The following is a 23,271-nucleotide window of genomic DNA, read 5'->3' on the forward strand; positions in this document are numbered from 1 at the left end:
GTGCAGTGGACGGCCTGTCAACGGCGGTGCCGACCTCCGAAGCTCATTGAATTTCCGGAACGGCAAATGTCGTCAGAGAATAAGACCACCACTAGCTCTTTGGCTTCCGTCGAAGCACGCTGTGTGCGGCTGAACGCGAAGGCGGCAACGCCAGCCGAGGTGGCGCCCGTCGTCGAGCGACATGTGCTGTCGCGTGGCGCCGATCAGGTGCTGATCGAAATCAAGGCAGCGGCCGTCAATCCTTCCGATATCAAGGCCGCGACCGGTTTGATGCCGTACGCGGTGTTTCCGCGCACCTCGGGCCGCGACTACGCCGGCGTCGTGATCGACGGCCCGCCCGGCATGATCGGTCGCGAAGTGTTCGGTTCCTCCGGCGACCTCGGAATCCGGCGCGATGGCACGCATGCCACCCATCTTGCCGTCGAGGCAGATGCCGTCGTGGACAAGCCGAAAAACCTGTCGTGGGCGGAAGCCGCCGGCTTAGGTGTGCCCTTTGTCACTGCGATTGAGGGTTTTCGCCGTGCAGGCATGCCGGAGAAGCAGGAGGCCGTGCTGATTTTCGGTGTGACCGGCAAGGTCGGGCAGGCCGCTGTGCAGATCGCGAGTTGGCGCGGCGCCCGCGTGATCGGCGTGGCGCGCAAGCATGAGGCCTATCCCGGACATGCCAACGGCCCCGTCGAAATGATCGATTCCTCGACCACCGAAGTGGCCGCGCGTGTTCGCGAACTGACAGGCGGGAAGGGCGCTAATATCGTGTTCAACACGGTCGGCGATCCCTACTTCCAGGCAGCACACAAGTCGCTGGCGCTGCGAGGGCGACAAATCCTGATCGCCGCCATCGATCGCATCGTGCAATTCGATATCCTCGAGTTCTACCGGGGCCAGCACACCTACGTCGGCATCGATTCCCTCGCTCTGTCATCGGTCGCGTCAGGAGCTGTGCTCCGCGAACTGGTTCCCGGTTTTCTCAGCGGACACCTCAGGCCGTTCGCGATCAAGCCGGGCGCGATCTATCCCCTGGAAGATGCCAGGTCCGCGTTCATCGCGGTGGCGGGGTCCTCGCATGATCGCATCATCCTTCGGCCGTAGGCAGGGTGCGGCTTCGCCATTGAGCGGCGGCCGGCTCCGTGCGCCGGTAAAGACCCCGAGTCTCGCATAACGAATTTAATCCGTAGCGCGGCTCAGGATGCGGACCTCCGAACTCAGCGTCCGGTGCACGGGACATTTGTCGGCGATTTCCATCAGCCTCTTTCGCTGTTCCGCATCGAGCGGACCTTCCATGGTGATGACCCGCTCGATCTGGTCGAGCATCCCGGTCCTGGTCTCGCACTCGTCGCAGTCTTCTGCATGAATCTTGCTGTGCCGGAGTGTTACGGTCGTTCGCTCAAGAGGCAGGGACTTGCGGTCGGCATAAAGGCGCATAGTCATCGACGTGCAGGCGCCAAGGCCCGCCAGCAGCAAGTCGTAGGGTGCAAGACCGGTGTCATCTCCGCCCGAGGCGCGGGGTTCGTCCGCGAGCAATTGGTGCGGGCCAACCGTGACAGCTTGCTGGAATTTGCCGTTACGGGTCTCCCGCACTACGACCTCGCGATTCGCGTCGCTTTCACCGGAAGATTCGTCAGATTTTCTGACATCGAGGTAGCGAGAGGCCCAGGCAACGATGACGTCGGCGACATAGTCGGAATCCCGGCGGTCGCTCAGCAGATGGTCCGCTCCGGAAAGCGACACGAAGCTCTTGGGATGCTTGGCTGCGACAAAGATGCGTGTCGCGTTATCGATACCGACGGTGTCGTCGGTTGGCGCGTGCATAATGAGAAGCGCCTTCCGCAGCTTGGTGACGTGCTCCATCAGGTTGTGTTCGGCGATATCGTCGAGGAAGGCGCGCTTGATCGTGAAGGGGCGGCCGGCGAGGGAAACACCAGCTTCGCCATCTTCTCGAATCTTTTCGACCTCGCCGGCAAACAGTCCGGTGACGTGCGCGGGATCGGATGGTGCGCCGATGGTGACGACCGCCCTCGCTTCGGCGATCTGATGCGCTGCAGCCAGCACCGCGGCGCCGCCGAGACTGTGGCCGATCAGTAGCGCAGGCGCCGCATAAGCCTCGCGCAGGTGATCCGCGGCGCGCACGAGGTCTGCGACATTCGAGGAAAAGGTCGAGTTGGCAAAGTCGCCCTCGCTCGACCCCAGACCCGTGAAATCGAACCGCAGCACGGCGAGGCCTTTCGCCGCCAGCGCGACCGCAATCCGCTTGGCCGCCAGCACGTCCTTGCCGCAGGTGAAGCAATGAGCAAACAGCGCGTAGGCGCGGACGGGCCCGTCTGGCGTGTCCAGGGCGGCGGCCAACTGTTGGCCCTCCGAACCCTGAAATTGAAATCGTTCAGTGGGCATGGTCGTCTCCGTGCGTGACGGGCGTCACCTTGTCTGGGAAGAGGTGATGCCTTGGCAGGCATCTCTATTCGTGCCGATGCATCGCCGATTCATGCTTGGTATCTCGCATCGCCCCATAAATGATCAGCGACAGAAAGATGATACCGGACAAATAATAGTAGAACCATTCTTCATGGCCGAGGGTCTTGAAGTAGAGCGCCACCGCAGGTGCGGTGCCGCCGAAGATCGAGACCGTGATCGAATAGGGAATGCCGACGCCGAGTGCGCGAATCTTGGTCGGAAAAAGTTCCGCCTTCACGACGGCATTGATCGACGTATAGCCCGCAACGAAGATCCAGGCCGCGCAGATCAGAAGGAACGCCATCAGCGGCGATTTGGTGGCCTTCAGCGTCGTCAGGATCGGAATGGTGGCGAGCGTTCCGGCCAGGCCAAAGAAGATAAGGACCGGTTTGCGGCCGATCCGGTCCGATACGGCTCCGTAGATCGGTTGCAGCAGGGTCGCAAAGACCAGCGAGCCGAAGACCACGAGCGTTGTCTGATCCGCGGTCAAGCCGACCGACAGTTTGACAAAGGTCTGCATGTAGGTGGTGAAGGTATAAAAGGCCGCCGTGCCGCCGGCAGTGAGACCCACCACCAGCAGAAGCTCGCGCGGGTACTGCAACAGGCCGAGGATCGAGCCGGTCGGCTTGACGGTCTTGCTGGCTTGGACGAAAGCGTCAGTCTCATGCAGGCCGCGCCGCATCACCGCGGCAAAAATCGCGAGCAGCGCGCCGATCACGAAAGGGATGCGCCAGCCCCACGCCTTCAGTTGTTCAGGTGTGAGAAAAACCTTCTGTAACAGCAGGAGAACGATGATGGCGGTAAGCTGGCCGCCGATCAGCGTGACGTATTGGAAGCTCGAATAGAAGCCGCGGTGTTTGGCATCGGCTACCTCGCTCAGGTAGGTTGCGCTGGCGCCGTATTCACCGCCGAGGCTAAGGCCTTCGATGACGCGCGCCAAAGCGAGGATGGCGGGCGCGGCGAGGCCGATCGAGGCATAGGTCGGCGTGACCGCGATGATCAGCGAGCCGAAGCACATGCAGACGACCGATAGCGTGAGCGATAACCGCCGGCCGAAATGGTCGGCGAGATAGCCGAACAGCCATCCTCCGAGGGGGCGCATCAGGAAGGTCGCGGCAAACAGCACAGCGGCATTGAGCTGCTGCACCACCGGATCGCTGTTAGGGAAGAAGGCTGGTGCGAAATAAAGCGCGAACGCCGTATAGGCGTAAAAATCGTACCACTCGACCAGATTGCCGACTGAGCCGATGAAGATGGCTTTCACCCGGCGCTCGACATCGCGGGCGTCGAGACGATCGCTGCCCACGCCTATAGCTTGCTCAGTCACGTCGAGTCCCCTGAAGGATATTCGAAAACGAAGGAAGCCTGCTTAGGCTTTTCCGAACAGCATGGGAAGCTGCCGCGGCCCGCGCACGGTGCCTTCCGACCAGGTGACCTTGCCGGCCGGATCGAGCCTGAAGTCGGGAATTCGCCTGAGCCATTCCTCGACTGCGACCGTCATTTCCATGCGGGCGAGGTTGGAGCCGATGCAGCGGTGAATCCCGAGGCCAAAGGCGGCGTGCGGGTTCTGTTTGCGGTCGATCACCACCTTATCGGCATCGGGAAACACGGCCGGGTCGCGGTTGGCGGCGGGAAAGGACAGCAGCAGCATATTGCCGGGCTTGACCGGGCAGCCGCCGATCTCTGTCTCCTTCATGACCTCGCGTGCCATCGTCACCGGCGCGTAGGCCCGCAGGAACTCCTCGATGGCGGTAGGCAGTAGCTCCGGTTCGGCGAGCAGGCGCTCGCGGTCGGCCGGCATTCTTGCCAGGTGCCAGAGCGAGGAGCCGATCGCGCTCCAGGTGGTATCGATGCCGGCGATCAACAGCAGCCGCAACGTCCCCTGTACGTGGAGGTCGGACAGCGGCTGGCCATCCTTGTCCCGCGCGTTCATCAGCGTCGTGATCAGATCGTCCGTCGGCGCTTTCTTGCGGCGTTCGATATGGCCGGCGAAGTAGGCGATCATTTCCTGGACCGCCTTCATCAGGATGGCCTGCTCCTTGATGCCAAGTTCCAGGATTTCGTGAATCCATTTGATGAACTGGTCGCCGTCGCTTTCCGGAATGCCGAGCATGTGGGCGATTGTGCGAACAGGGATATGACGGCTGTAGCGGGCCGCGGCGTCGCATCCGCGCTCGTCGATGAAGCCGTCGATCAGTTCGTTGCAGATGGCGCGAACCCGCGGCTCAAGCTTCTTGATCGCATCGGGCGTGAAGGAGGGCAGCAGCAATTGCTTGGCAGGCTTGTGTTCCGGCGGATCGGAAGTGATCGGCGGCGCCGGAACGGTCTCGGGCCTCACGTCGCGCACGACGACGCGGCGTGAGGAAAAATGTTCAGTGTCATAGGCGACCTGCTTCACGGCATCGAAGGTGGTGGGCATGTAGCAGCCGAGAAAGCGCTCGGTGTGGACCACCGGGCCTGCTGCACGAAGCGTCTCCCAGATCGGATAGGGGTTTTCGGTCCAGCGCGGGTCAGTGTGGTCGAAGTCGTGAACCCAATCGGTAACGGGGGCATGATCGGACATGAGACAGCTCCTTGGATCGGGCAAAGGTGAAACGACCGGTGAACGGATTATTCCTCGATCACCTCGATCGCCATTTCGGGACAGTTGGACTGCGCGAGCCACGCTTTGTCTTCCAGTCCCGGAGGCACCGAGCCGTCGCCTGCCTCATGGGCATTGCCAAAGCTATCGAGTTCGAAAAGCTCCGGAGCGAGCGATCTGCAGCGGGCATGCCCCTGACATTTCTCCTGGTCGACGCGAACTCGCAGCTTTCCTGCCATTCAGGCTCCTCCCACCGCCGGCGCCATTGAAGCCGGCGCACGCGCTCTTTTCCTGGGGCGATTATAGCGGGCTACGCGCTGTTCACCAGCGCCCTGATGGCAGATTTATCGCGCCGATCCCCTGGGATCGATCGGCGTTGCATGGCGCATGCCCAGAACGTCTTCCAACACCTTGGCGCCGGCGAAAAGCGCAGCTTCGCCGCGTGACGGCGCGACTATCTGCAGTCCGACCGGCAAGCCGGAAGCGGTAAACCCGCACGGCAGGGAGAGCGCCGGGCAGCAGACAAGCGTGATGGCATAAACGATGCCAAGCCATTCGACGTAATTGTCGAACTTCTTGCCCGCGCATTCGCCGACATAGCGATGTTCGATCGGGAAGGGCGGAACGATGGTCGCCGGTGTCAAAAGCAGGTCGTAGTTTTTGAAGAATTCGAGTGTCCGGGTCGTCATGGCGAGGCGCTGGGCCTCCGCCCGCTCGAGCTGCTCGACCGACAGTTTCAAGCCTTCCTCGATGTTCCAGATCACTTCCGGCTTGAGATATTCGCGCTTGTTGCGCAACAGCGCGGCCTTGGAGATGGCAAAATCGAAGGCGCGCAGCACATGAAAACATTCATGGGCCTCGCGCAGGTCAGGATGGGCTTCCTCGACGAGGACGCCGGCCTCGGCGAAACGCGAGGCCGCCTTGCGCGTGATCGCGGCGACCTCGGGATCGACCGGCGTGATGCCGAGATCGGCGGAATAGGCGATCCGCTTCGGCTTGTTGCCCGAGCGTGCCGCCGACAGGAACGATGTCGGCAAACGCGGCAGCGACAGCGGATCGGCGGGGTGTTCGCCGCTCATCGCGTCGAGAAACAGCGCAAGGTCCTCGACGTTGCGCGCCATCGGTCCTTGCACACCGAGGGTGCGATCGATCTTGGCTGCGGGCGTGTGCGGAACGCGGCCGATGCTGGGGCGCAGGCCGACGACGCCGCAGAAGCTTGCGGGATTGCGCAGCGAGCCGCCCATGTCGGAGCCGTGCGCAAGCCAGGCCATTCCCGTTGCGAGCGCAACGGCTGCGCCACCGGAGGAGCCTGCGGCCGACCGCGACAAGTCCCACGGATTGCGCGTCGGTCCAAACACCTCGTTGAAGGTGTTGGCGCCGGCGCCGAATTCCGGGGTGTTCGACTTGGCGAATACAACGCCGCCGTTACTTTCGATCAAGTCGACAAGAATGTCGGAATTTGCCGGAATGTTGTCCTTGTAGATGGGTGAACCCTGCGTGGTGCGCACGCCGGCGACGTTGGTGAGGTCCTTGATCGGAATCGGCAGACCAGCGAGCAGGCCGCGTTCTCCCGGCGGTTTCTGCATCAGCGCCTTGGCGTGGCTCCGGGCGCGGTCGAAGCAGAGGATCGGCAGCGCGTTGGTCTTGCGGTCGACCTCGGCGATCCGCTTTTCCAGCGCATCCAGCAGATCGAGCGGCGTGACCTCGCTGGAATTGAGCTGACCAACGATTGTGCACGCCGTTGATCGAATAAGTGCCTGATCCGATGGCATCGAGTGTTCCCCCGCGAGTGCGCTTCCTGATGCTGGATTGTGTAACCCTGTAAAACGCCTTACGACAAGCAACAAACGCGAGATGACCTCAGGGGAAAAGACATGACCTCGCCGTTCGCCGCGCCGGATTGGCATAAGCTCAGCCAGCAAGCGCTCGACAATGGCCTCAACAACTCCGCGGCCGTGGCCGGCAGTGCCGAGATGGTGGCCGGCTGGGAGAAGCGCTCGGCGGAGATGCGGGCGCAACATGGCGCCCATCTTGATCTTCCTTACGGTCCGCGCGAGCGCAACCGCATCGATTTCCTGAAAACCCCGGCGGCAAACGCGCCGACGCTGCTCTTCATTCACGGCGGTTACTGGCAGATGCGATCAAAGGACACGTTTACGATGTTCGCGGCGGCAGCGATGGCGCATGGCATCAATGTCGCGCTGATTGGCTATACGCTTGCGCCCGATGCGACGCTGGACCAGATCGTTTCTGAAATCCACGCCGGGATCGATGATCTTGCCGGGCGTTTGCCGGAACTGGGCGCCGATGCCAGCCGGCTGATCGCCTCCGGCTGGTCCGCCGGCGGCCATTTGACGGCGATGGCGATGCTGAACCCCCACATCAAGGGCGGCGTCGCGATCAGCGGCATCTATGACCTTGAGCCGATCCGACATTCCTATCTCAACGTCAAGCTGGGGCTGGATGAAGCAATGTCCAGGCGCAATTCGCCGCTGTTGCTGACGCACCCCGCCAAGCCGATGGCCCTGACGGTCGGCGGCGCGGAATTGCCGTTGCTGCGCCGGCAGACAGCTGATTTCGCCGGCTACCGCGTCGCGCACGGATTGCCGGTGATCTACGAGGAAATTCCCGGTGCCAATCATTTCACCATCATGGATGAAATGGCTTCGCCTAACGGGCGGATCACCAGGATGATCCGCGAGGTGCTGGAACGGGCGTAGCCGTCATTCCGGAGATGCGAAGAGCCGAGAATATCGAGATTCCGCGTCCGGTTCTGCGGACCATCCCCGAATGGCAATCTATCCCCAACCGGCCGCGATGCCGCCGTCGACCGTGAAGATCACGCCCGAAGTATAGGCGGAGCGGTCAGACGCCAGGAATGCCATCAGATCGCCGATCTCGCGCGCATGCGCCGGGCGGCCGAGCGGCAGGCCCTTCTGGAACTCCGTGTAGCGGTTCTCGTCGCCGAACTGGTTTTTGGCGCGGGTCTTCAGAAGCGTGACGTGGCGATCGGTGCCGACCGGACCCGGATTGATGCCGACCACGCGGATGTTGTCGGCAAGGCTCTTGCTGCCGAGGGCGCGCGTGAACGACATGATCGCCGCGTTGCCGGTCGAGCCGCAGATATAATTGGCGTCAAATTTCTCGCCGGCGACCCCGATATCGTTGACGATCACGCCGCCGCCGCGCGCTTTCATCCGGGCATAGATAGCGCGGGTGATGTTGATATAGCCGAACACCTTCAGCTCCCAGGCATGGCGCCAAGTGGCTTCGTCGATCTTGTCGATCGAGCCGCCGGGAATGTCGCCGGCATTGTTGACGAGAATATCGATGTCGGCGGCCTCCTTGACGAGGCGCGAGATGTCTTCCTGCTTTCGCAGGTCCGTCACGATGGTCGCGGCGTCGATCTGATGTGCCGAGCGCAGACGCTGCGCGAGGGCTTTCAACTGCTCGCCGCTACGGGCCGCCAGCAGCAGGTTGCAGCCTTCCTCGGCAAAGGCTTCGGCGGCGGCCGCGCCAATGCCCTTCGAGGCGCCGGTGATGAGAACGCGTTTGCCGCGCAGGTGAAGATCCATGGGGCTGCTCGCTAACAGGGTGCTTGAAAAACCGAGGAGGTTGTCAATTAGGCCGGCTCGATCGACGCAGTCAATCTTGCACTGCACCTTCACTGTACCGTTGCGCGCGGCTGAAGTTTGGTCCATTGCAATCCCGTCACACATCGGTCGGCTGACCCTCCAAGGATTTTCTCAATGAGCAGCGGAACAAAGCAATACCGGATCGCGGTCATTCCCGGCGACGGGATCGGCAAGGAGGTGATGCCGGAGGGATTGCGCGTGATCGAGGCAGCGGCGAAAAAACACGGGGTTGCGGTGCATTTCGATCATTTCGATTTCGCCTCCTACGACTATTACGAAAAGCACGGCCAGATGATGCCGGACGACTGGAAGGACAAGATCGGCAAGCACGATGCGATCTATTTCGGCGCGGTCGGCTGGCCTGCAAAAATCCCCGACCACGTTTCCTTGTGGGGCTCGCTGATCAAATTCCGGCGAGAGTTCGATCAATACGCCAACCTGCGTCCCGTGCGGCTGATGCCGGGCGTGCCGTCGCCTCTTGCCGGCCGAAAACCCGGTGACATCGATTTCTGGGTGGTACGGGAAAACACCGAAGGCGAATATTCGTCCGTCGGCGGGCGGATGTTTCCGGACACCGATCGCGAGTTCGTGACCCAGCAAACGGTGATGACGCGCACGGGCGTCGATCGTATCCTGAAATTCGCGTTTGAGCTCGCGGCCTCGCGGCCAAAGAAGCACCTGACCTCCGCGACGAAATCCAACGGCATATCGATCACCATGCCCTATTGGGACGAGCGCGTGGAGGCGATGGCGAAGAACTATCCGAAAGTGAAGTGGGACAAGTTCCACATCGATATTCTGACCGCAAACTTCGTGCTGCATCCCGACTGGTTCGACGTCGTGGTCGGCTCGAACCTGTTCGGCGACATTCTCTCCGATCTGGGTCCGGCCTGCACCGGCACCATCGGCATCGCGCCGTCAGGCAACATCAATCCGGAAGGCGATTACCCTTCGGTGTTCGAGCCGGTGCACGGCTCGGCGCCGGACATTGCGGGGCAGGGCATTGCGAACCCGATCGGCATGATCTGGTCGGGCGCGATGATGCTGGAGCATCTCGGCGAGAAGCAGGCGGCCAGCGCCATCGTGTCCGCGATCGAGCGCACGCTCGGCGAACGGACCTTGCGCACCCGCGATCTCGGCGGCAATGCCGACACCACGGCGTGCGGCAAGGCGGTCGCGGAGATGGTCGAGTAGGGTCTGTTTCTCCGGAATATCTCTTCCTGCGCACGCCGGGACCCATGCCGCGCAATATTTCGGTAGAAGGGCTCGGATAGCCCCAACGAAACCGAGGGCGGTGGTTAGGGCTCCCGGCTCGCGCGGAGCCTGTCATCGGGCGCGCATTCGCGCCACCCGTCGGGCTTTGGCCGGGACGACAAAACAGGAGCTATCCGCCCCCCGCAAGCCGCCGGCAATGTTCCCACGCCGCGTGGATCAGGTTTTCGCTCGCCTCGGGTGTGCGGAACGCCGAGTGTGCGGACAGCGTCACGTTCGGGATATTTGTGAGCGGATGGTCAACCGGCAGCGGCTCGGTGTTGAAGACATCGAGCCCGGCATGCCGGATATGGGCCGACTTCAGCGCTTCGATCATGGCCGCTTCATCGACCACGGCTCCACGTGCAGTGTTGATGAGGATGACGCCGGGCCGCATCACCTGGATACGCTCGCGCGAAAGAAAGCCGCGTGTCTCGTCGTTGAGCAGAAGGTGCAGCGAGGCGACGTCGCTTTGCGCCAGCAATCGATCGATCGAAACGAATTCGACGCCGGGGAATTGCTTCGGTGACCGGTTCCAGGCGATCACCTTCATGCCGCTGCCGAGCGCGATCCGGGCGACTTCCGCGGCAATCCCGCCGAAGCCGATCAGGCCAAGCGTCTTGCCGGTGAGCTGCATAGCGTCTTCGCGCAGCCAATTGCCGGCGCGCATCTCGCGGTCCATTTTCGCAATCCCGCGCGCGGCCGTCCACATCAGCGCGATCGCGCATTCGGCGACTGCTGTGTCGCCGTAGCCCTTGATCAGGTGAACGGCAATGCCGAGATCGGCCAGCTCTTCCGGATTCATGTAGCTGCGCGCGCCCGTCCCTAAAAACACGACGTGTTTAAGCCCGGTGCAGCGCTTGGCAATGTCGGTCGGCAACGCGGTGTGATCGATCACCACGATCTCTGCGCCGTCGAGCAGCCCCGGGATATCTTCAGACTTGATGTCGGCATTACGGTTGATCCGCACGGCCGGGTCGCCGGATTTTCTTTGCCGCTCGAAAACGTCGGCGAGCGATCCATTGGCATCGACAAAAACACCGCGCACCGAAGTCTCCCCGTTTGTTTTGAGAACCCTGCCGCGCCTAGGATGCGACGCCTGCGAGCGCCAAAACGGTGTGCATCAACACGTTGGCGCCGGCGCTGCAATCGGCCTGCGTGGCATCTTCGAGTTCGTTGTGACTGATGCCGTCCTTGCAGGGCACGAATACCATTGCCGCCGGGATCTTCGTATTGAGATTGCAGGCGTCGTGGCCTGCGCCGGACGTGATGCGGCGATGGGAGAAGCCGAGTTTCTTGGCGGCCTCTTCCACGGCATTCACGAGCTTCGGATCGAAATGCGTCGGCGGCTTACGCCAGACAAGGTCCAGCTTCACATCGACCTTGCGGCGCGCCGAGATCTCCTTGATAGCGGCGCGCAAACCGGAATCGAGCGCGTCCATGATCGCGGCATCCGCGCTGCGACAGTCGACGGTGAAGGCGATCTCGCCGGGAATGACATTGCGCGAGGGATTGGCAATCACCGCTTCGCCGATAGTCCCGACCGCCTTGGGTCCGTACTGTCGTGCGGTCGCTTCCATGGCCAGCACGATCTCCGCAAGCGTTGCCAGTGCGTCGCGCCGGAGTGGCATGGGCGTCGAGCCGGCATGGCTTTCAAAGCCCGTGATCCTGCCATCGTACCACAAAACGCCCTGGCCGGAATCGACGACGCCGATGGTCTTGCCTTCAGCCTCGAGTATGGGCCCTTGTTCGATGTGGAGTTCGATGAATCCGGACAATTTCTGAAAGCCGACCGGCTTGTCGCCGCGATAGCCGATGCCGTCGAGTGCCTCGGCAACTGAAACGCCGTCGGCATCCCTGCGCGACAAGATGTCTTCAGTGGTGAAGTCGCCGACGTAGGCCGCAGAGGCCATCATCGCCGGCGCAAAGCGGGAGCCTTCTTCGTTGGTCCAGTTGACGATGCAGAGCGGAATTTCTGTCTCGATGCCGGCATCGTTGAGCGTACGGACGACTTCGAGTGCAGCCAGCGTGCCGAGCACGCCGTCGAATTTGCCGCCGGTCGGCTGGGTATCGAGGTGCGAACCGAGCCCGATCGGCGGCTTCGACATGTCGCGGCCCCGGCGAAGTGCAAACATCGAGCCGAGGGCGTCGACGTGTACTTCAAGGCCGGCAGCCTCGCATGCCTTGCGAAACCAGTCTCGAACCTGCTTGTCCTCGGGTCCCAGCGTCAGGCGCCGGACGCCGCCCTTGGGGGTGGCGCCGAATTTCGCGGTTTCGTGGATCGTTCCCCAGAGTCTTGCGGAATCGATTTGCAGGTTGGATGCGACTTGGGTCATGAGGCGTGTCCGGGAACGATGGTGAGCAGCTTTTGATTGCGCGCTGGCGGCGTGGATTTGACACTCGTTACCCACCCGGCCGCAACCGCGCAAAAGCGAATGTCAAATCCTGAACTCCGTTGCAGATCTTGGATTTGCCAGTGGCCCTTTAATCCTAACATTCGCAAAGTGCCCGCTGCAAAGGGTGCGAATGTCAGGATTGAACCACCAGCCGCGGCGCGTCAATGTCAGGCGCATCCATAACCGCGGCACGACCCTGCGCGATCTTGGCGGCCAGATCGGCCACGCGTTCGACGGCAATTTGTTCGGGTGAGGTGAGCCAGGCTGCACAAAAGGTCAGCGGCTGGATATTGCAATCGGTCTTGAGCTCGACAAGCCGGCCGTCTGCAAGCTCGTTTTCCACGATCGCCGCAGGAATGACGGCAATCCCCAGGCCTTCCATTGCCATGTGGATCACGGTGGCAAGCGAAGCGCTGGCGTGCAGCCGGATCGGCGGCAGATCAGGGCGGTTGAACAGCGAGCGCACCGTCTCGTAAGGTTGCGTTTTGCGCGCAAAGGTGATGATCGGGAATTTGGCCAGCTCGCGAAGTGAGAAGGGGCCATCCCCGAGGCCCAGCGAGGGACTGGTGACGAAGCTGACAGGGTAGTCGCGCAGCACGCGGTTGCGGACACTTGGGTCCGATAGCGGGCCGAGCACGAAGGCGAGCTCGATCTCCTGTGCAAGCAGACGCGCGCTGAGATTTGTCGTGATATCGACTTCGACCTCGATCGACAAATTCGGATAGGTATTGTTGACGCTCTTGATCAGCCGCGGCAGCCAGGTGTGAACGATGGTTTCGGCGGCACCGAGCCGCAGCACGCCGCGCATGGCCGAGCGATCGCCCACCTCGGCCATCATCTCCGAGCGCAAGCCGATCAGCTTTTCGGCGTAAAGCATCAACTGCCGGCCACTCGCCGTCGGCGACACCGCCCGATGGTCGCGGTTCAGAAGTTTGACCCCCATCTCGCGTTCGAGTTGGGCGATCCGCTGCGAGATCGCGGGCTGGGTGGTGTTGAGATGTTGGCCGGCGCCTCGGAAACTGCCGAGCGTTACAACCCAGAGGAATGTTTCGATCGACTTGAAGTCCACCATTCGGCGCGCCCTGATCAATAAGATAGAATTATCCAAACTGATTAGAAACTACGATTAGACATTATAGTACGTGTAGGTTTCACTGATGTCGAGATATTAGGCAGGGCGACATCATGAGTATTTCAGCGGCAGTTGCGCCTCCTCGAAAGGATGATGATCGACTTCCCAGCCGGCAGGCGAGACTTGCCTGCCGCAGCGGGATGGCTGCATCCACCGCCGGCCTCGCCAATGGCTTCGTCCAGGGAAACCTGGCGATCTTGCCCGAGAAGTACGCCGCATCATTTCACCGCTTCTGCCAACTCAATCCCAAGCCTTGCCCCATCATCGGCATGTCGGATGTCGGTGATCCCAGGATTCCCTCACTTGGCCTTGATCTCGATATCCGCACCGATGTGCCGCGCTACCGGGTCTGGCGCGACGGCGAGGTGATTGAGGAGCCGACCGACATCATGGCGCACTGGCGCGAGGATCTCGTCGCATTCGTGCTCGGCTGCTCATTCTCGTTCGAAGAGGCACTGATGGCGGAGGGCCTGCCGATCCGCCATATCGAGCACAAGGTTCGCGTGCCGATGTACCGCACCAGTATTCAATGCGCTGCCGCCGGACCGTTTGCCGGCCCGATGGTGGTGTCGATGCGTCCGTTCAAGCCAGCTCAGGCGATCCGCGCCGTGCAGATCACGTCGCGTTTTCCCTCGGTGCATGGCGCGCCGGTTCATCTCGGTCTCCCGCATTCGATCGGCATCGCCGATATCACAAAGCCGGATTACGGCGATGCCGTACCGGTGGAGTCTGATGAGATTCCGGTTTTCTGGGCCTGCGGCGTCACCCCGCAGGCGGTGATCGCTGCGGCGAAAGTGCCGTTTGCCATTACCCACGCGCCAGGCCTGATGTTGGTCACGGATCTGCAGAACAGGGACCTTGCGGTGCTGTAATAGGCAGCGCATGCCGTTCTTTGAGGCTTTACCGTCAATCGTTTCACCGATAGCTGCCGACAGACGAGGATTTTACGATGAGCATCTCCCGCCGTGACGTATTGTTAGGAGCCACCGCGAGCGCCGCATTGTTGCCGGTTGCCGCGCGCGCGCAGACTTCCGAAGTGGTGATCGGGGTGATCTATCCGCTCTCCGGTTCGAGTGCCCAGATCGGCGTCGATGCGCAGAAGGCGTTCGAAACCGCCGCCGATATCATCAACAAGAATTACGATTTCAAGCTGCCGCTCGCCAAGGGCGAGGGCCTGCCAGGGCTGGGCGGCGCCAAGGTGAAGCTGGTATTCGCCGACCACCAGGCCGACCCGCAGAAGGGACGCGCCGAGACCGAGCGCCTGATCACCCAGGAGAAGGTTTGCGCTGTGATCGGCACCTACCAGAGCGCCGTGGCCGTAACCGTCAGCCAGACTTGCGAGCGCTACCAGATCCCGTTCCTGTCGGCTGACAATTCCTCGCCCAGCCTTCATCGCCGCGGCCTGAAATTCTATTTCCGCGCCTCGCCTCATGACGAGATGTTCTCGAAAGCGATGTTCGATTTCTTTGATGCCATGCGCAAGAAGGGCACCAAGATCGAAACGCTGTCGCTGTTCCACGAGGACACGATCTTCGGCACCGATTCGGCCAACGCCCAGACCAAGCTTGCTTCCGAGCGCGGATACAAGATTGTTGCGGACATCAAATATCGCGCAAACTCGCCATCGCTGACCGCTGAAGTGCAGCAGCTCAAGGCCGCGAACGCCGACGTGCTGATGCCCTCGAGCTACACAACGGACGCGATCCTCCTGGTCAAGACCATGGCCGAACTCGGCTACAAGCCGAAGAACATCATGGCGCAGGATGCCGGCTTCTCCGAGAAAGCGCTCTACGATGCGGTCGGCGACAAGCTGGAAGGCGTGATCTCGCGCGGCAGCTTCTCGCTCGACCTTGCCGAAAAGCGACCCATGGTCGGTATCATCAACGAGATGTTCAAGGCGCGCTCGGGCAAGGATTTCAACGACTATACGTCGCGGCAGTTCATGGGCTTGATCCTGATGGCGGACGCTATCAATCGTGCCAAGTCGACCGACGGCGAAAAGATTCGCGAAGCGCTGGCTGCGACCGACATGCCGGGCGATGTCACGATCATGCCGTGGAAGCGCGTGAAGTACGACGACAAGGGCCAGAATAACGATGCCGACCCGGTGCTGCTGCAATATATCGGCGGCAAGTTCGTGACAATCGCACCACAAGAAGTCGCGGTGTCCGAGGCGGTCTGGCCGATGCCTTCGAAGTAGGCGAGCGACAGGGCGGGGGCAGGCGTGACAGCCGAGACTATCATCCAGAGCCTGGCGAGCGGCCTCCTGATGGGTCTGCTCTACGGCCTGATCGCCGCAGGCCTGGCGCTGATCTTCGGTCTGATGGACGTCGTGAACTTCGCCCACGGCGAGTTCCTTATGATCGCGATGTACGCGACGTTTTTCCTGTTCGCATTCTTCGCGATCGATCCCTTGCTCTCAGCGCCGCTGGTGGCGGCGGCGCTGTTCGTGTTCGGCGCGGTGGTCTATCTCCTGATCGTGAGGTTTGCAGTCCGCGCCAAGGCCAACGCCGGCATGGTGCAGATCTTTGCAACGTTCGGGCTTGCGATCGTGATGCGAGGGCTGGCGCAATATTTCTTCACCCCGGACTATCGCAGCATCACCCATTCCTGGCTCGGCGGCAAAACGCTCTCGCTCGCCGGCGTCTTTCTTCCCGTGCCGCAGCTGTTCGGCGCAATGACGGCGATTGCGGCGTTCGTTGTACTCTATTTCTTCATCAACCGAACCGACTTCGGTCGCGCGCTGGAAGCAACGCGCGAGGATGCAGGCGCAGTCGCGCTGGTCGGTATCGACAAGAACAGGGTGTTTGCACTCGGCTGGGGCCTGGGCGCAGCGCTGGTCGGACTTGCCGGCGCGATCATGGCGATCTTCTTTTATGTTTACCCGGATGTCGGCGCGTCCTTCGCCCTGATCGCCTATGTTACGGTTGCGCTTGGCGGCTTCGGCAGCGTGTTCGGCGCGTTCGCGGCCGGTATTATTGTCGGCCTCGTCGAGGCGACGACCGCGCTGATCCTGCCGCCCTCGCTGAAATCGGTCGGCATCTACGCGGTGTATCTGCTCGTGGTCTTTATCCGGCCGCGCGGCCTGTTCGGATCGCTCTGATGGATCAGGACTTCTCCCAGCGCCGCCGCCGCGATCTCCTCGTCGCCGCTGTCCTTGCCGGGATTGCCGCGTTGGTGCCGCTGTTCGTCAAGGACGTCTACGTCCAGAACATCATGGTGCTGACCCTGATGTATGCGGCGTTGTCACAGAGCTGGAACATCCTTTCCGGTTATTGCGGGCAAATCTCGCTCGGGCATGCACTCTATTTCGGGCTGGGCGCCTATACGACGGCGCTGCTCTTCATGAAATTCGGCGTGCTGCCGTGGTTCGGCATGCTCGGTGGCGGGCTGATTTCGGCTGTCATTGCGATGGCGCTCGGCTATCCCTGTTTCCGTTTGCGCGGCCACTATTTCGTCATTGCGACCATCGTTATCGCGGAGACCGCGCTTCTGTTGTTTCAGAACTGGGATTGGGCGGGGGCTGCGCTCGGGATCGATATTCCCGTGCACGGCGACAGCTGGCTCAAATTCCAGTTCGCCCGCAGCAAGCTGCCTTACTTCTACTTCGCCCTCGCGCTCGCCTGCATCGCGTGGTTGGTGACATGGTGGCTCGAGGACTCCAAGTGGGGCTACTGGTGGCGCGCCGTGAAGGACAACCCGGACGCCGCCGAAAGCCTCGGGGTGGTCGTCTTCAATTCCAAGATGGGCGCGGCCGCAGTCTCGGCCTTTCTCACCGCGATTGGCGGCAGCTTCTACGCGCAATTCGTTTCCTACATCGACCCCGAAAGCGTCATGGGCTTCCAGTTTTCCTTGTTGATGGCGCTACCGGCGGTTCTGGGCGGTGTCGGCACCTTGTGGGGGCCGGTGCTGGGAGCGGTCATTCTGATTCCGCTTACGGAACTGACGCGCTCGTTCATCGGCGGTTCCGGGCGCGGTGTCGATCTGATCGTCTACGGCACGCTGATCGTCGCGATTTCGCTGGCTCGCCCGGAAGGGCTGGTCGGATTGTTCTCGCCTCGGCGCAAGGAAATCGCGCGATGACGGCGCTGCTCGAGACCAAAGGCATCTGGATGCGCTTTGGCGGCCTCGTCGCCAACAGCGACGTTTCGATCTCGGTCGGCCGCGGCGAGATTGTCGGCCTGATCGGTCCGAACGGCGCCGGCAAATCCACCTTGTTCAACCTGATTGCGGGCGTCTATACGCCGACGCAAGGCTCGATCATTTTTGACGGCGAAGATGTTACGCGGCTCACCGCAGCCGAACGCTGCGTGCGCGGCGTCGGGCGCACCTTCCAGGTCGTGAAAAGCTTCGAGACGATGACGGTGATCGATAATGTCATCGTCGGCGCGTTGATCCGCACGACCGTGATGCGCGAGGCTCGCCGCAAGGCCTACGAAGTGCTGGAATTTTGCGGGCTGGCCGCGCGGGCGAACGTGCTGGCGAGCCAGCTCATTCCATCGGAGAAGCGGCGCCTCGAGGTGGCTCGGGCGCTCGCGACCGAACCAAAGCTGTTGTTGCTTGATGAAGTGCTCACCGGATTGACGCCGATCGAGGCGCAGACCGGCGTTGAACTGGTCCGCAAGGCGCGCGCCACCGGCGTTACCGTGCTGATGGTCGAGCACGTCATGGAGATCGTGATGCCGCTGGTCGATCGCGCCATCGTGCTCGATCTCGGCAAGGTCCTGGTGGAGGGCAAGCCGGCCGACGTCGTTCGGAATCCGAAAGTGATCAGCGCCTATCTTGGGGATCGTCATGCTGTCGGTGCGTGAAGTCACCACCGCCTATCAGGGGCTGGTTGCGATCTCCCAGGTTTCGATCGAGGTAGAGAAGGGCGAGGTCGTCGCCGTGGCGGGTGCCAATGGCGCCGGCAAATCCACGCTTTTGAAAACGATCGCCGGTGCCGAACGGCCGCGCTCCGGCAGCATTACTTTCGACGGCGCTCGTATCGACGGCATGGCGCAGCATCTGATCACCGCGCGCGGTATAGCTTTCGTGCCGGAGAACCGGCGGCTTTTTCCACGTCTGTCGGTGCGCGACAACTTGCGGCTCGGCAGCTATCTCTATCGTAGCCAGGCGGATCGCGAGGCGCCGCTGGAACTCGTGTTCAAGCTCTTCCCGCGTTTGTCGGAACGGCTCGATCAGCGCGCCGAAACGCTGTCCGGCGGCGAACAGCAAATGCTGGCAATCGGTCGCGCCCTGATGACGCGACCGCGGCTATTGATGCTGGACGAGCCGTCCCAGGGCATCATGCCGAAGCTGGTCGATGAAATCTTTCAGGCGGTTCGGCGAATCCGCGACACCGGGGTGACGGTGCTGATCGTCGAACAGCGCATCGCGGAATGCCTCGATATCGCCGACCGCGCTTATATCCTGCAAACCGGCCGCTTGCAGATGCAGGGCACCTCGTCCGAGATCAAGTCCAATCCGGACGTGCGCAAGGCGTATCTGGGGTTGTAGTCTGGTATCCTGGACGCGGCGCCGAATCCGGGGCACGGGATCAATGCCCAACATGCTCCGGCAACGACAGCCCGAACGCCTTCGTCAAATCCTCGATCTGCGCAGGCGTCAGGTAACGCGGGTTCAGGCCCCGCAACAGCAAATAGAGCTTTGCGGTCTCTTCCAGTTCCTCGACCGCAAACACGGCTGCTTCCAGCGAGTCGCCTGACACCACGGGACCGTGATTGGCGAGCAGGACGGAGGAATATTTGCCGGCAAGGCCCTTGATGGCGTCGGCAACGGCGGGGTCGCCGGGCCGGTAGTAGGGCACAAGCGCGGTCGTGCCGCATTTCATCAGGTAGTAGGCGGTCATCGGCGGCAGCGCGGCGCGGGGGTCGATTTCCGGCAGCATCGACAGCGCCACCGAATGGGTCGAATGCAGATGCACGACGGCGCGTGCTGCGCCACGCGTCTCATACAGCGCGCTGTGCAGCGGTACTTCCTTGGTCGGGGCGTCGCCGGAGAGGAGGCGGCCTGTCGCATCGAGCCGTGACAGCCGCGCCGGATCAAGGAATCCGAGCGAGGCATTGGTCGGAGTGACCAGCCAGCCGCCACCGTCGAGTTTGACGGAAATATTGCCTGAGGAGCCCGGCGTCAGACCGCGCTCGAACAGGGAACGGCCGAGGCGGCAGATTTCCTCGCGGATTCTTGTTTCGCTCATCGCGGGCCTCCCTTTTCCTGCCTTGTCCCACGCTTTGGCAGCGCGGCCAAGCCGTGATAGGCAGGAGGCAAATTTGTAGAAGTCTCAAGGGAACGCCGCATGACCTCTTCAGCCAAACCGCGTATCGCCGTCATCGGCCTGGGCTCGATGGGTTACGGCATGGCCGGCGCGCTCAGACGCGCGGGATTTGATGTCACCGGCTGCGATGTCGCGGCAGAGGCGGTCAAACGGTTCGTGTCCGAAGGCGGCAAGGGGGCCGCGACCCCGGCAGAGGCGGCGAAGGATGCCGGCATCGTCGTCAGCGTGGTGGTCAACGCCGCCCAGACCGAGGCTATTTTGTTCGGCAAGGAAGGTGTTGCCGAAACCCTCGCGAGGGACGCCGTCTTCGTTTCCTCCGCCACCATGGACCCTGAGATCGCAAGGCGGCTTGCCAAACAGCTGGAAGCGACGGGACGGCACTATCTCGATGGGCCGATTTCAGGCGGCGCGCAGCGTGCGGCGCAGGGAGAATTGACGATCCTCGCCTCGGGAACTGCTGCCGCGTTCGCCAGGGCGCGTCCGGCCCTGGATGCCATGGCAGCCAAGCTTTATGAACTCGGCGATGCGGCAGGCCAGGGCGCGGCCTTCAAGATGATCAACCAGCTGCTTGCCGGCGTTCATATCGCAGCCGCCTCCGAGGCAATGGCCTTTGCCGCAAGGCAGGGCCTCGATATCCGCAAAGTCTATGAGGTGATTACCGCCTCCGCCGGCAATTCCTGGATGTTCGAAAACCGCATGCCGCATGTGCTCGACGGCGACTATACGCCGCGCAGCGCAGTGGAAATTTTCGTCAAGGACTTGGGAATCATTCAGGACATGGCGCGCAATGCGAGATTTCCGGTGCCGGTCTCGGCAGCCGCGTTGCAGATGTTTCTCATGACAGCGGCTGCCGGCATGGGCCGCGATGACGATGCGTCGGTCGCGCGGATGTATGCGCGTATCACGGGCACCCATCTGCCGGGCGAGCCGAAATAAGCCTGGACAATACGAGGACATCGGATGCCGCATTTCGCCGCCAATCTGACGCTATTGTTTAACGAGGTGCCGTTCCTCGACCGCTTCGAGGCTGCGGCCAAGGCCGGCTTTACAGCCGTCGAATTCCTGTTTCCCTATGCATTCCCGGTGGACGAAATCGGCAAACGCCTGCGCGACAACGGCCTGACGCAGGCCTTGTTCAATCTGCCGCCGGGTAATTGGGATGCCGGAGAAAAGGGTTTTGCCGCGCTGCCTGAGCGCTTCGATGACTTGAAACAGAGCCTAGTCATCGCGCTGCCTTACGCGCAGGCAACCGGCGTCAAGCGGTTGCATTTGATGTCGGGGTTGGCCGATCGAGGCGACCGGCGTGCCGTGGAGGCCTTCTACAAGTCCGTGACATGGGCGGCGGAGTTCTTCTCGCCCTACGGCATCGACGTCGTTCTGGAGCCGCTCAATACGCGCAACACGCCGAATTACTTTCTCAACGACTTCGGCTTCGCGCGCGACGTGATCGAGGAATTGAAAATTCCGAACCTGAAGCTGCAGTTCGACATCTATCACTGCCAGATCCTGCACGGCGATGTGACGATGCGGTTGCGCGAGATGATGCCGATCATCGGCCACATTCAGATTGCGAGCATCCCCTCGCGCCACGAGCCGGATGACGAAGAGCTGAACTATCCGTTCCTGTTCGCCGAGCTCGACCGGCTCGGTTACGCGGGCTTTGTCGGCTGCGAATACAATCCGCGCGGCAAGACAACTGATGGTCTTGCCTGGTTCAATCCCTATGCGGGAGTGAAGCGGTGAAACTGGCCTTGGGCTGTATCGCGGACGACTATACGGGCGCGTCCGATCTCGCCAACACGCTGACCCGCGCCGGCCTGCGCACGGTCCAGACGATCGGAGTTCCCGCGGACGAGCTGAAGCTGCCCGAGGTCGATGCCGTGGTGGTCTCGCTCAAGAGCCGCTCGATCGAGGCCGGCCTTGCCGTGTCGCGCTCGCGTGCGGCTGACAAATGGCTGCGCAGCCGTGGCGCGGATCACGTGCTCTTCAAGATCTGCTCGACCTTCGATTCAACCGATGCGGGCAATATCGGTCCGGTGATGGATGCGCTGCGGGCCGATTGCGTCGAGAAAATCGTTCTGGTTACGCCAGCTTTTCCCGAGACCGGCCGTACCGTCTATCAAGGCAATCTGTTCGTCGGTCTCGTGCCACTGAACGAGAGCCCGCTCAAGGATCATCCACTCAACCCGATGCACGATTCCAATCTGGTGCGGGTGCTCGCGCGCCAGAGCAAAACCAAAGTCGGTCTGGTCAATCTCGCGACCGTCGTTCGCGGACCAGAGGCGATGCGGGCGCACCTTGCGGATCTCTCCGGCAAAGGAATCGGAGCGGCAATCGTCGATGCGGTGTTCGATCTCGATCTCGAGACAATCGGCGCCGTTGCGCTCGATCACCGGCTGTCTGTTGGCGCCTCGGGCATAGGTCTTGGTTTGGCGCGCGCGTTGATCGGATCAGGCCGGGTGCCGAAGGGTGCTTCGAGCAAGATGGAAGAAGCGTCGGTCGGCGGACCGGCAGCCTGCCTCGCCGGTAGTTGCTCCCAAGCCACGCTCCAGCAGATAGCCAACGCCGAAGCGACCATGCCGGTCCTTCACCTTGATCCGGACCGTATAGTTACGGGATCGGATGAAGTCCGCCGGGCGCTTGCCTGGGCTGCCCAGAGGATAACTGAAGGCCCCGTTCTGATCGCCTCCAGCTCCACGCCGGATCAGGTGGCAGCCCTGCAATCCCGTCATGGCCGCGATGCAGCCGGACATGCCATCGAGCAGGCCATGGCCGACATCGCGGAAGCATTGGTCGTCTCGGGCGTGCGGCGGCTGGTGATTGCAGGTGGTGAAACTTCGGGCGCCGTTGTGGATCGCCTGGGCATTCCCGGTTTTCTCGTCGGTAGGGAAATCGCCGCCGGAGTGCCTGTATTGCGGGCCGTCGGTGCAAAAGAGGGGGACATGCTGCTTGCCCTGAAATCGGGCAATTTCGGCGGCCCGCAATTCTTTTCCGAAGCGCTTGACCTAATGCGTTAACCTAGGACAGGCATTCTGCTGCCGAAGATGTTATGAAACGTGTGCCGCCGGTTCGCGCGGAATTGAAGGTTTTTGACGGGCCCAAGGTTAGCCATTTGACGGCGTTTCAGGTAAATGCCGCGCTACATCACACCCATCACATCAGGCCCGATCCAGGAATGCATGCGCCATGACTGAACTGGTACGTATTGCCCTAAACCGGCCATACACATTCGTCGTGCTCGCGCTGCTCCTGCTGATCATCGGGCCGCTGTCTGCGTTGCGTACGCCGACCGATATTTTCCCGGATATCCGAATCCCCGTGATCGGCGTCATCTGGACGTATACCGGCCTTCCGCCGGATCAGATGGCCGGCCGCATCATCACCCAGTATCAGCGGATCCTGACCACGACCGTCAACGACATCGAGCACATCACCGCAAACTCGTATTACGGCGTCGGCATCGTCAAGATCTTCTTCCAGCCGAATGCGGACATCCGCACGGCCAATGCGCAGGTCACCTCGGTATCGCAGACCATCCTCAAGCAGATGCC

At 61.9% G+C, this 23,271-nt stretch carries 23 protein-coding genes; 13 read left to right on the forward strand and 10 right to left on the reverse strand.

The window, feature by feature from the left end; translation table 11 throughout:
• Positions 1–66: 66 nt before the first annotated feature.
• The gene (locus NEZ08_RS11820) at positions 67–1,089 is read left to right on the forward strand and encodes a zinc-binding alcohol dehydrogenase family protein (protein ID WP_298107014.1); all 1,023 of its coding nucleotides are present in this window, start codon (positions 67–69) and stop codon (positions 1,087–1,089) included.
• Positions 1,090–1,164: 75 nt separating this feature from the next.
• Here the strand turns inward: NEZ08_RS11820 and NEZ08_RS11825 are convergent, their stop codons facing one another.
• From NEZ08_RS11825 to NEZ08_RS11845, 5 genes are all read right to left on the reverse strand, one after another.
• On the reverse strand, positions 1,165–2,388 hold the full coding sequence (locus tag NEZ08_RS11825; RefSeq protein WP_298107016.1) for a bifunctional alpha/beta hydrolase/OsmC family protein: 1,224 nt from the start codon (positions 2,386–2,388) through the stop codon (positions 1,165–1,167).
• A 64-nt stretch (positions 2,389–2,452) separates the two neighbouring features.
• Positions 2,453–3,775: an MFS transporter gene (locus tag NEZ08_RS11830; RefSeq protein ID WP_298107017.1), complete on the reverse strand. Its 1,323-nt coding sequence runs from the start codon at positions 3,773–3,775 to the stop codon at positions 2,453–2,455.
• A 42-nt stretch (positions 3,776–3,817) separates the two neighbouring features.
• Positions 3,818–5,011: a cytochrome P450 gene (locus tag NEZ08_RS11835; protein WP_298107019.1), complete on the reverse strand. Its 1,194-nt coding sequence runs from the start codon at positions 5,009–5,011 to the stop codon at positions 3,818–3,820.
• Between the two features lie 47 nt (positions 5,012–5,058).
• Positions 5,059–5,268, reverse strand: coding sequence for a ferredoxin (locus tag NEZ08_RS11840; protein ID WP_298107021.1), 210 nt, complete (start codon positions 5,266–5,268; stop codon positions 5,059–5,061).
• A gap of 105 nt (positions 5,269–5,373) precedes the next feature.
• Entirely contained in the window at positions 5,374–6,801 is a 1,428-nt protein-coding gene (locus tag NEZ08_RS11845; RefSeq protein WP_298107023.1) for an amidase, read from the reverse strand.
• A 102-nt stretch (positions 6,802–6,903) separates the two neighbouring features.
• Between NEZ08_RS11845 and NEZ08_RS11850 the strand changes: the two genes are divergently transcribed.
• Entirely contained in the window at positions 6,904–7,749 is an 846-nt protein-coding gene (locus NEZ08_RS11850; protein WP_298107025.1) for an alpha/beta hydrolase, read from the forward strand.
• Positions 7,750–7,827: 78 nt separating this feature from the next.
• Here NEZ08_RS11850 and NEZ08_RS11855 read toward each other — a convergent pair whose 3' ends face one another.
• On the reverse strand, positions 7,828–8,604 hold the full coding sequence (locus NEZ08_RS11855; protein ID WP_298107027.1) for an SDR family oxidoreductase: 777 nt from the start codon (positions 8,602–8,604) through the stop codon (positions 7,828–7,830).
• A gap of 174 nt (positions 8,605–8,778) precedes the next feature.
• On the opposite strand from NEZ08_RS11855, the gene NEZ08_RS11860 reads away from it, so the two are divergent.
• The gene (locus NEZ08_RS11860; RefSeq protein ID WP_298107028.1) at positions 8,779–9,858 is read left to right on the forward strand and encodes a tartrate dehydrogenase; all 1,080 of its coding nucleotides are present in this window, start codon (positions 8,779–8,781) and stop codon (positions 9,856–9,858) included.
• Positions 9,859–10,048: 190 nt separating this feature from the next.
• Here NEZ08_RS11860 and NEZ08_RS11865 read toward each other — a convergent pair whose 3' ends face one another.
• From NEZ08_RS11865 to NEZ08_RS11875, 3 genes are all read right to left on the reverse strand, one after another.
• On the reverse strand, positions 10,049–10,963 hold the full coding sequence (locus tag NEZ08_RS11865; protein WP_298107030.1) for an NAD(P)-dependent oxidoreductase: 915 nt from the start codon (positions 10,961–10,963) through the stop codon (positions 10,049–10,051).
• Between the two features lie 37 nt (positions 10,964–11,000).
• Entirely contained in the window at positions 11,001–12,251 is a 1,251-nt protein-coding gene (locus tag NEZ08_RS11870; RefSeq protein ID WP_298107032.1) for a Zn-dependent hydrolase, read from the reverse strand.
• A 193-nt stretch (positions 12,252–12,444) separates the two neighbouring features.
• Positions 12,445–13,383, reverse strand: a complete 939-nt coding sequence (locus NEZ08_RS11875) for a LysR family transcriptional regulator (protein ID WP_298107033.1) — start codon at positions 13,381–13,383, stop codon at positions 12,445–12,447.
• Positions 13,384–13,496: 113 nt separating this feature from the next.
• Here NEZ08_RS11875 and NEZ08_RS11880 point away from each other — a divergent pair, with 113 nt between their 5' ends.
• From NEZ08_RS11880 to NEZ08_RS11905, 6 genes are all read left to right on the forward strand, one after another.
• A complete protein-coding gene (locus NEZ08_RS11880) occupies positions 13,497–14,315 on the forward strand; it encodes a putative hydro-lyase (protein ID WP_298107035.1) in 819 nt (272 codons plus the stop codon).
• Positions 14,316–14,392: 77 nt separating this feature from the next.
• On the forward strand, positions 14,393–15,643 hold the full coding sequence (locus NEZ08_RS11885) for an ABC transporter substrate-binding protein (RefSeq protein ID WP_298107036.1): 1,251 nt from the start codon (positions 14,393–14,395) through the stop codon (positions 15,641–15,643).
• Positions 15,644–15,667: 24 nt separating this feature from the next.
• Positions 15,668–16,546 (forward strand): branched-chain amino acid ABC transporter permease, encoded by an 879-nt coding sequence (locus tag NEZ08_RS11890; protein WP_298107038.1) that lies wholly within the window; start codon positions 15,668–15,670, stop codon positions 16,544–16,546.
• Positions 16,546–17,526 carry a branched-chain amino acid ABC transporter permease gene (locus tag NEZ08_RS11895; RefSeq protein ID WP_298107040.1) on the forward strand — a complete coding sequence of 327 codons (981 nt, stop codon included), beginning with the start codon at positions 16,546–16,548 and terminating at the stop codon, positions 17,524–17,526. The genes NEZ08_RS11890 and NEZ08_RS11895 overlap by 1 nt, the downstream gene beginning before the upstream one ends.
• Positions 17,523–18,254 carry an ABC transporter ATP-binding protein gene (locus tag NEZ08_RS11900; protein ID WP_298107042.1) on the forward strand — a complete coding sequence of 244 codons (732 nt, stop codon included), beginning with the start codon at positions 17,523–17,525 and terminating at the stop codon, positions 18,252–18,254. The genes NEZ08_RS11895 and NEZ08_RS11900 overlap by 4 nt, the downstream gene beginning before the upstream one ends.
• On the forward strand, positions 18,238–18,942 hold the full coding sequence (locus NEZ08_RS11905) for an ABC transporter ATP-binding protein (protein ID WP_298107043.1): 705 nt from the start codon (positions 18,238–18,240) through the stop codon (positions 18,940–18,942). The genes NEZ08_RS11900 and NEZ08_RS11905 overlap by 17 nt, the downstream gene beginning before the upstream one ends.
• A 40-nt stretch (positions 18,943–18,982) precedes the next feature.
• On the opposite strand, the gene NEZ08_RS11910 is transcribed toward NEZ08_RS11905, so the two are convergent.
• Positions 18,983–19,642, reverse strand: coding sequence for an aldolase (locus tag NEZ08_RS11910; RefSeq protein ID WP_298107045.1), 660 nt, complete (start codon positions 19,640–19,642; stop codon positions 18,983–18,985).
• Positions 19,643–19,741: 99 nt separating this feature from the next.
• Here NEZ08_RS11910 and ltnD point away from each other — a divergent pair, with 99 nt between their 5' ends.
• The 4 genes from ltnD to NEZ08_RS11930 form a co-directional block, all read left to right on the forward strand.
• Positions 19,742–20,656, forward strand: a complete 915-nt coding sequence (ltnD, locus tag NEZ08_RS11915) for an L-threonate dehydrogenase (RefSeq protein WP_298107047.1) — start codon at positions 19,742–19,744, stop codon at positions 20,654–20,656.
• Between the two features lie 24 nt (positions 20,657–20,680).
• On the forward strand, positions 20,681–21,463 hold the full coding sequence (otnI, locus tag NEZ08_RS11920) for a 2-oxo-tetronate isomerase (protein ID WP_298107048.1): 783 nt from the start codon (positions 20,681–20,683) through the stop codon (positions 21,461–21,463).
• On the forward strand, positions 21,460–22,737 hold the full coding sequence (gene otnK, locus NEZ08_RS11925) for a 3-oxo-tetronate kinase (protein ID WP_298107049.1): 1,278 nt from the start codon (positions 21,460–21,462) through the stop codon (positions 22,735–22,737). The genes otnI and otnK overlap by 4 nt, the downstream gene beginning before the upstream one ends.
• A gap of 169 nt (positions 22,738–22,906) precedes the next feature.
• Positions 22,907–23,271, forward strand: a 365-nt coding sequence (locus NEZ08_RS11930; RefSeq protein ID WP_298107051.1) for an efflux RND transporter permease subunit, incomplete at its 3' end; no start/stop codon positions are given.

Origin of the sequence: Bradyrhizobium sp. (assembly GCF_027451485.1) — a bacterium.
Lineage (GTDB): Bacteria > Pseudomonadota > Alphaproteobacteria > Rhizobiales > Xanthobacteraceae > Bradyrhizobium.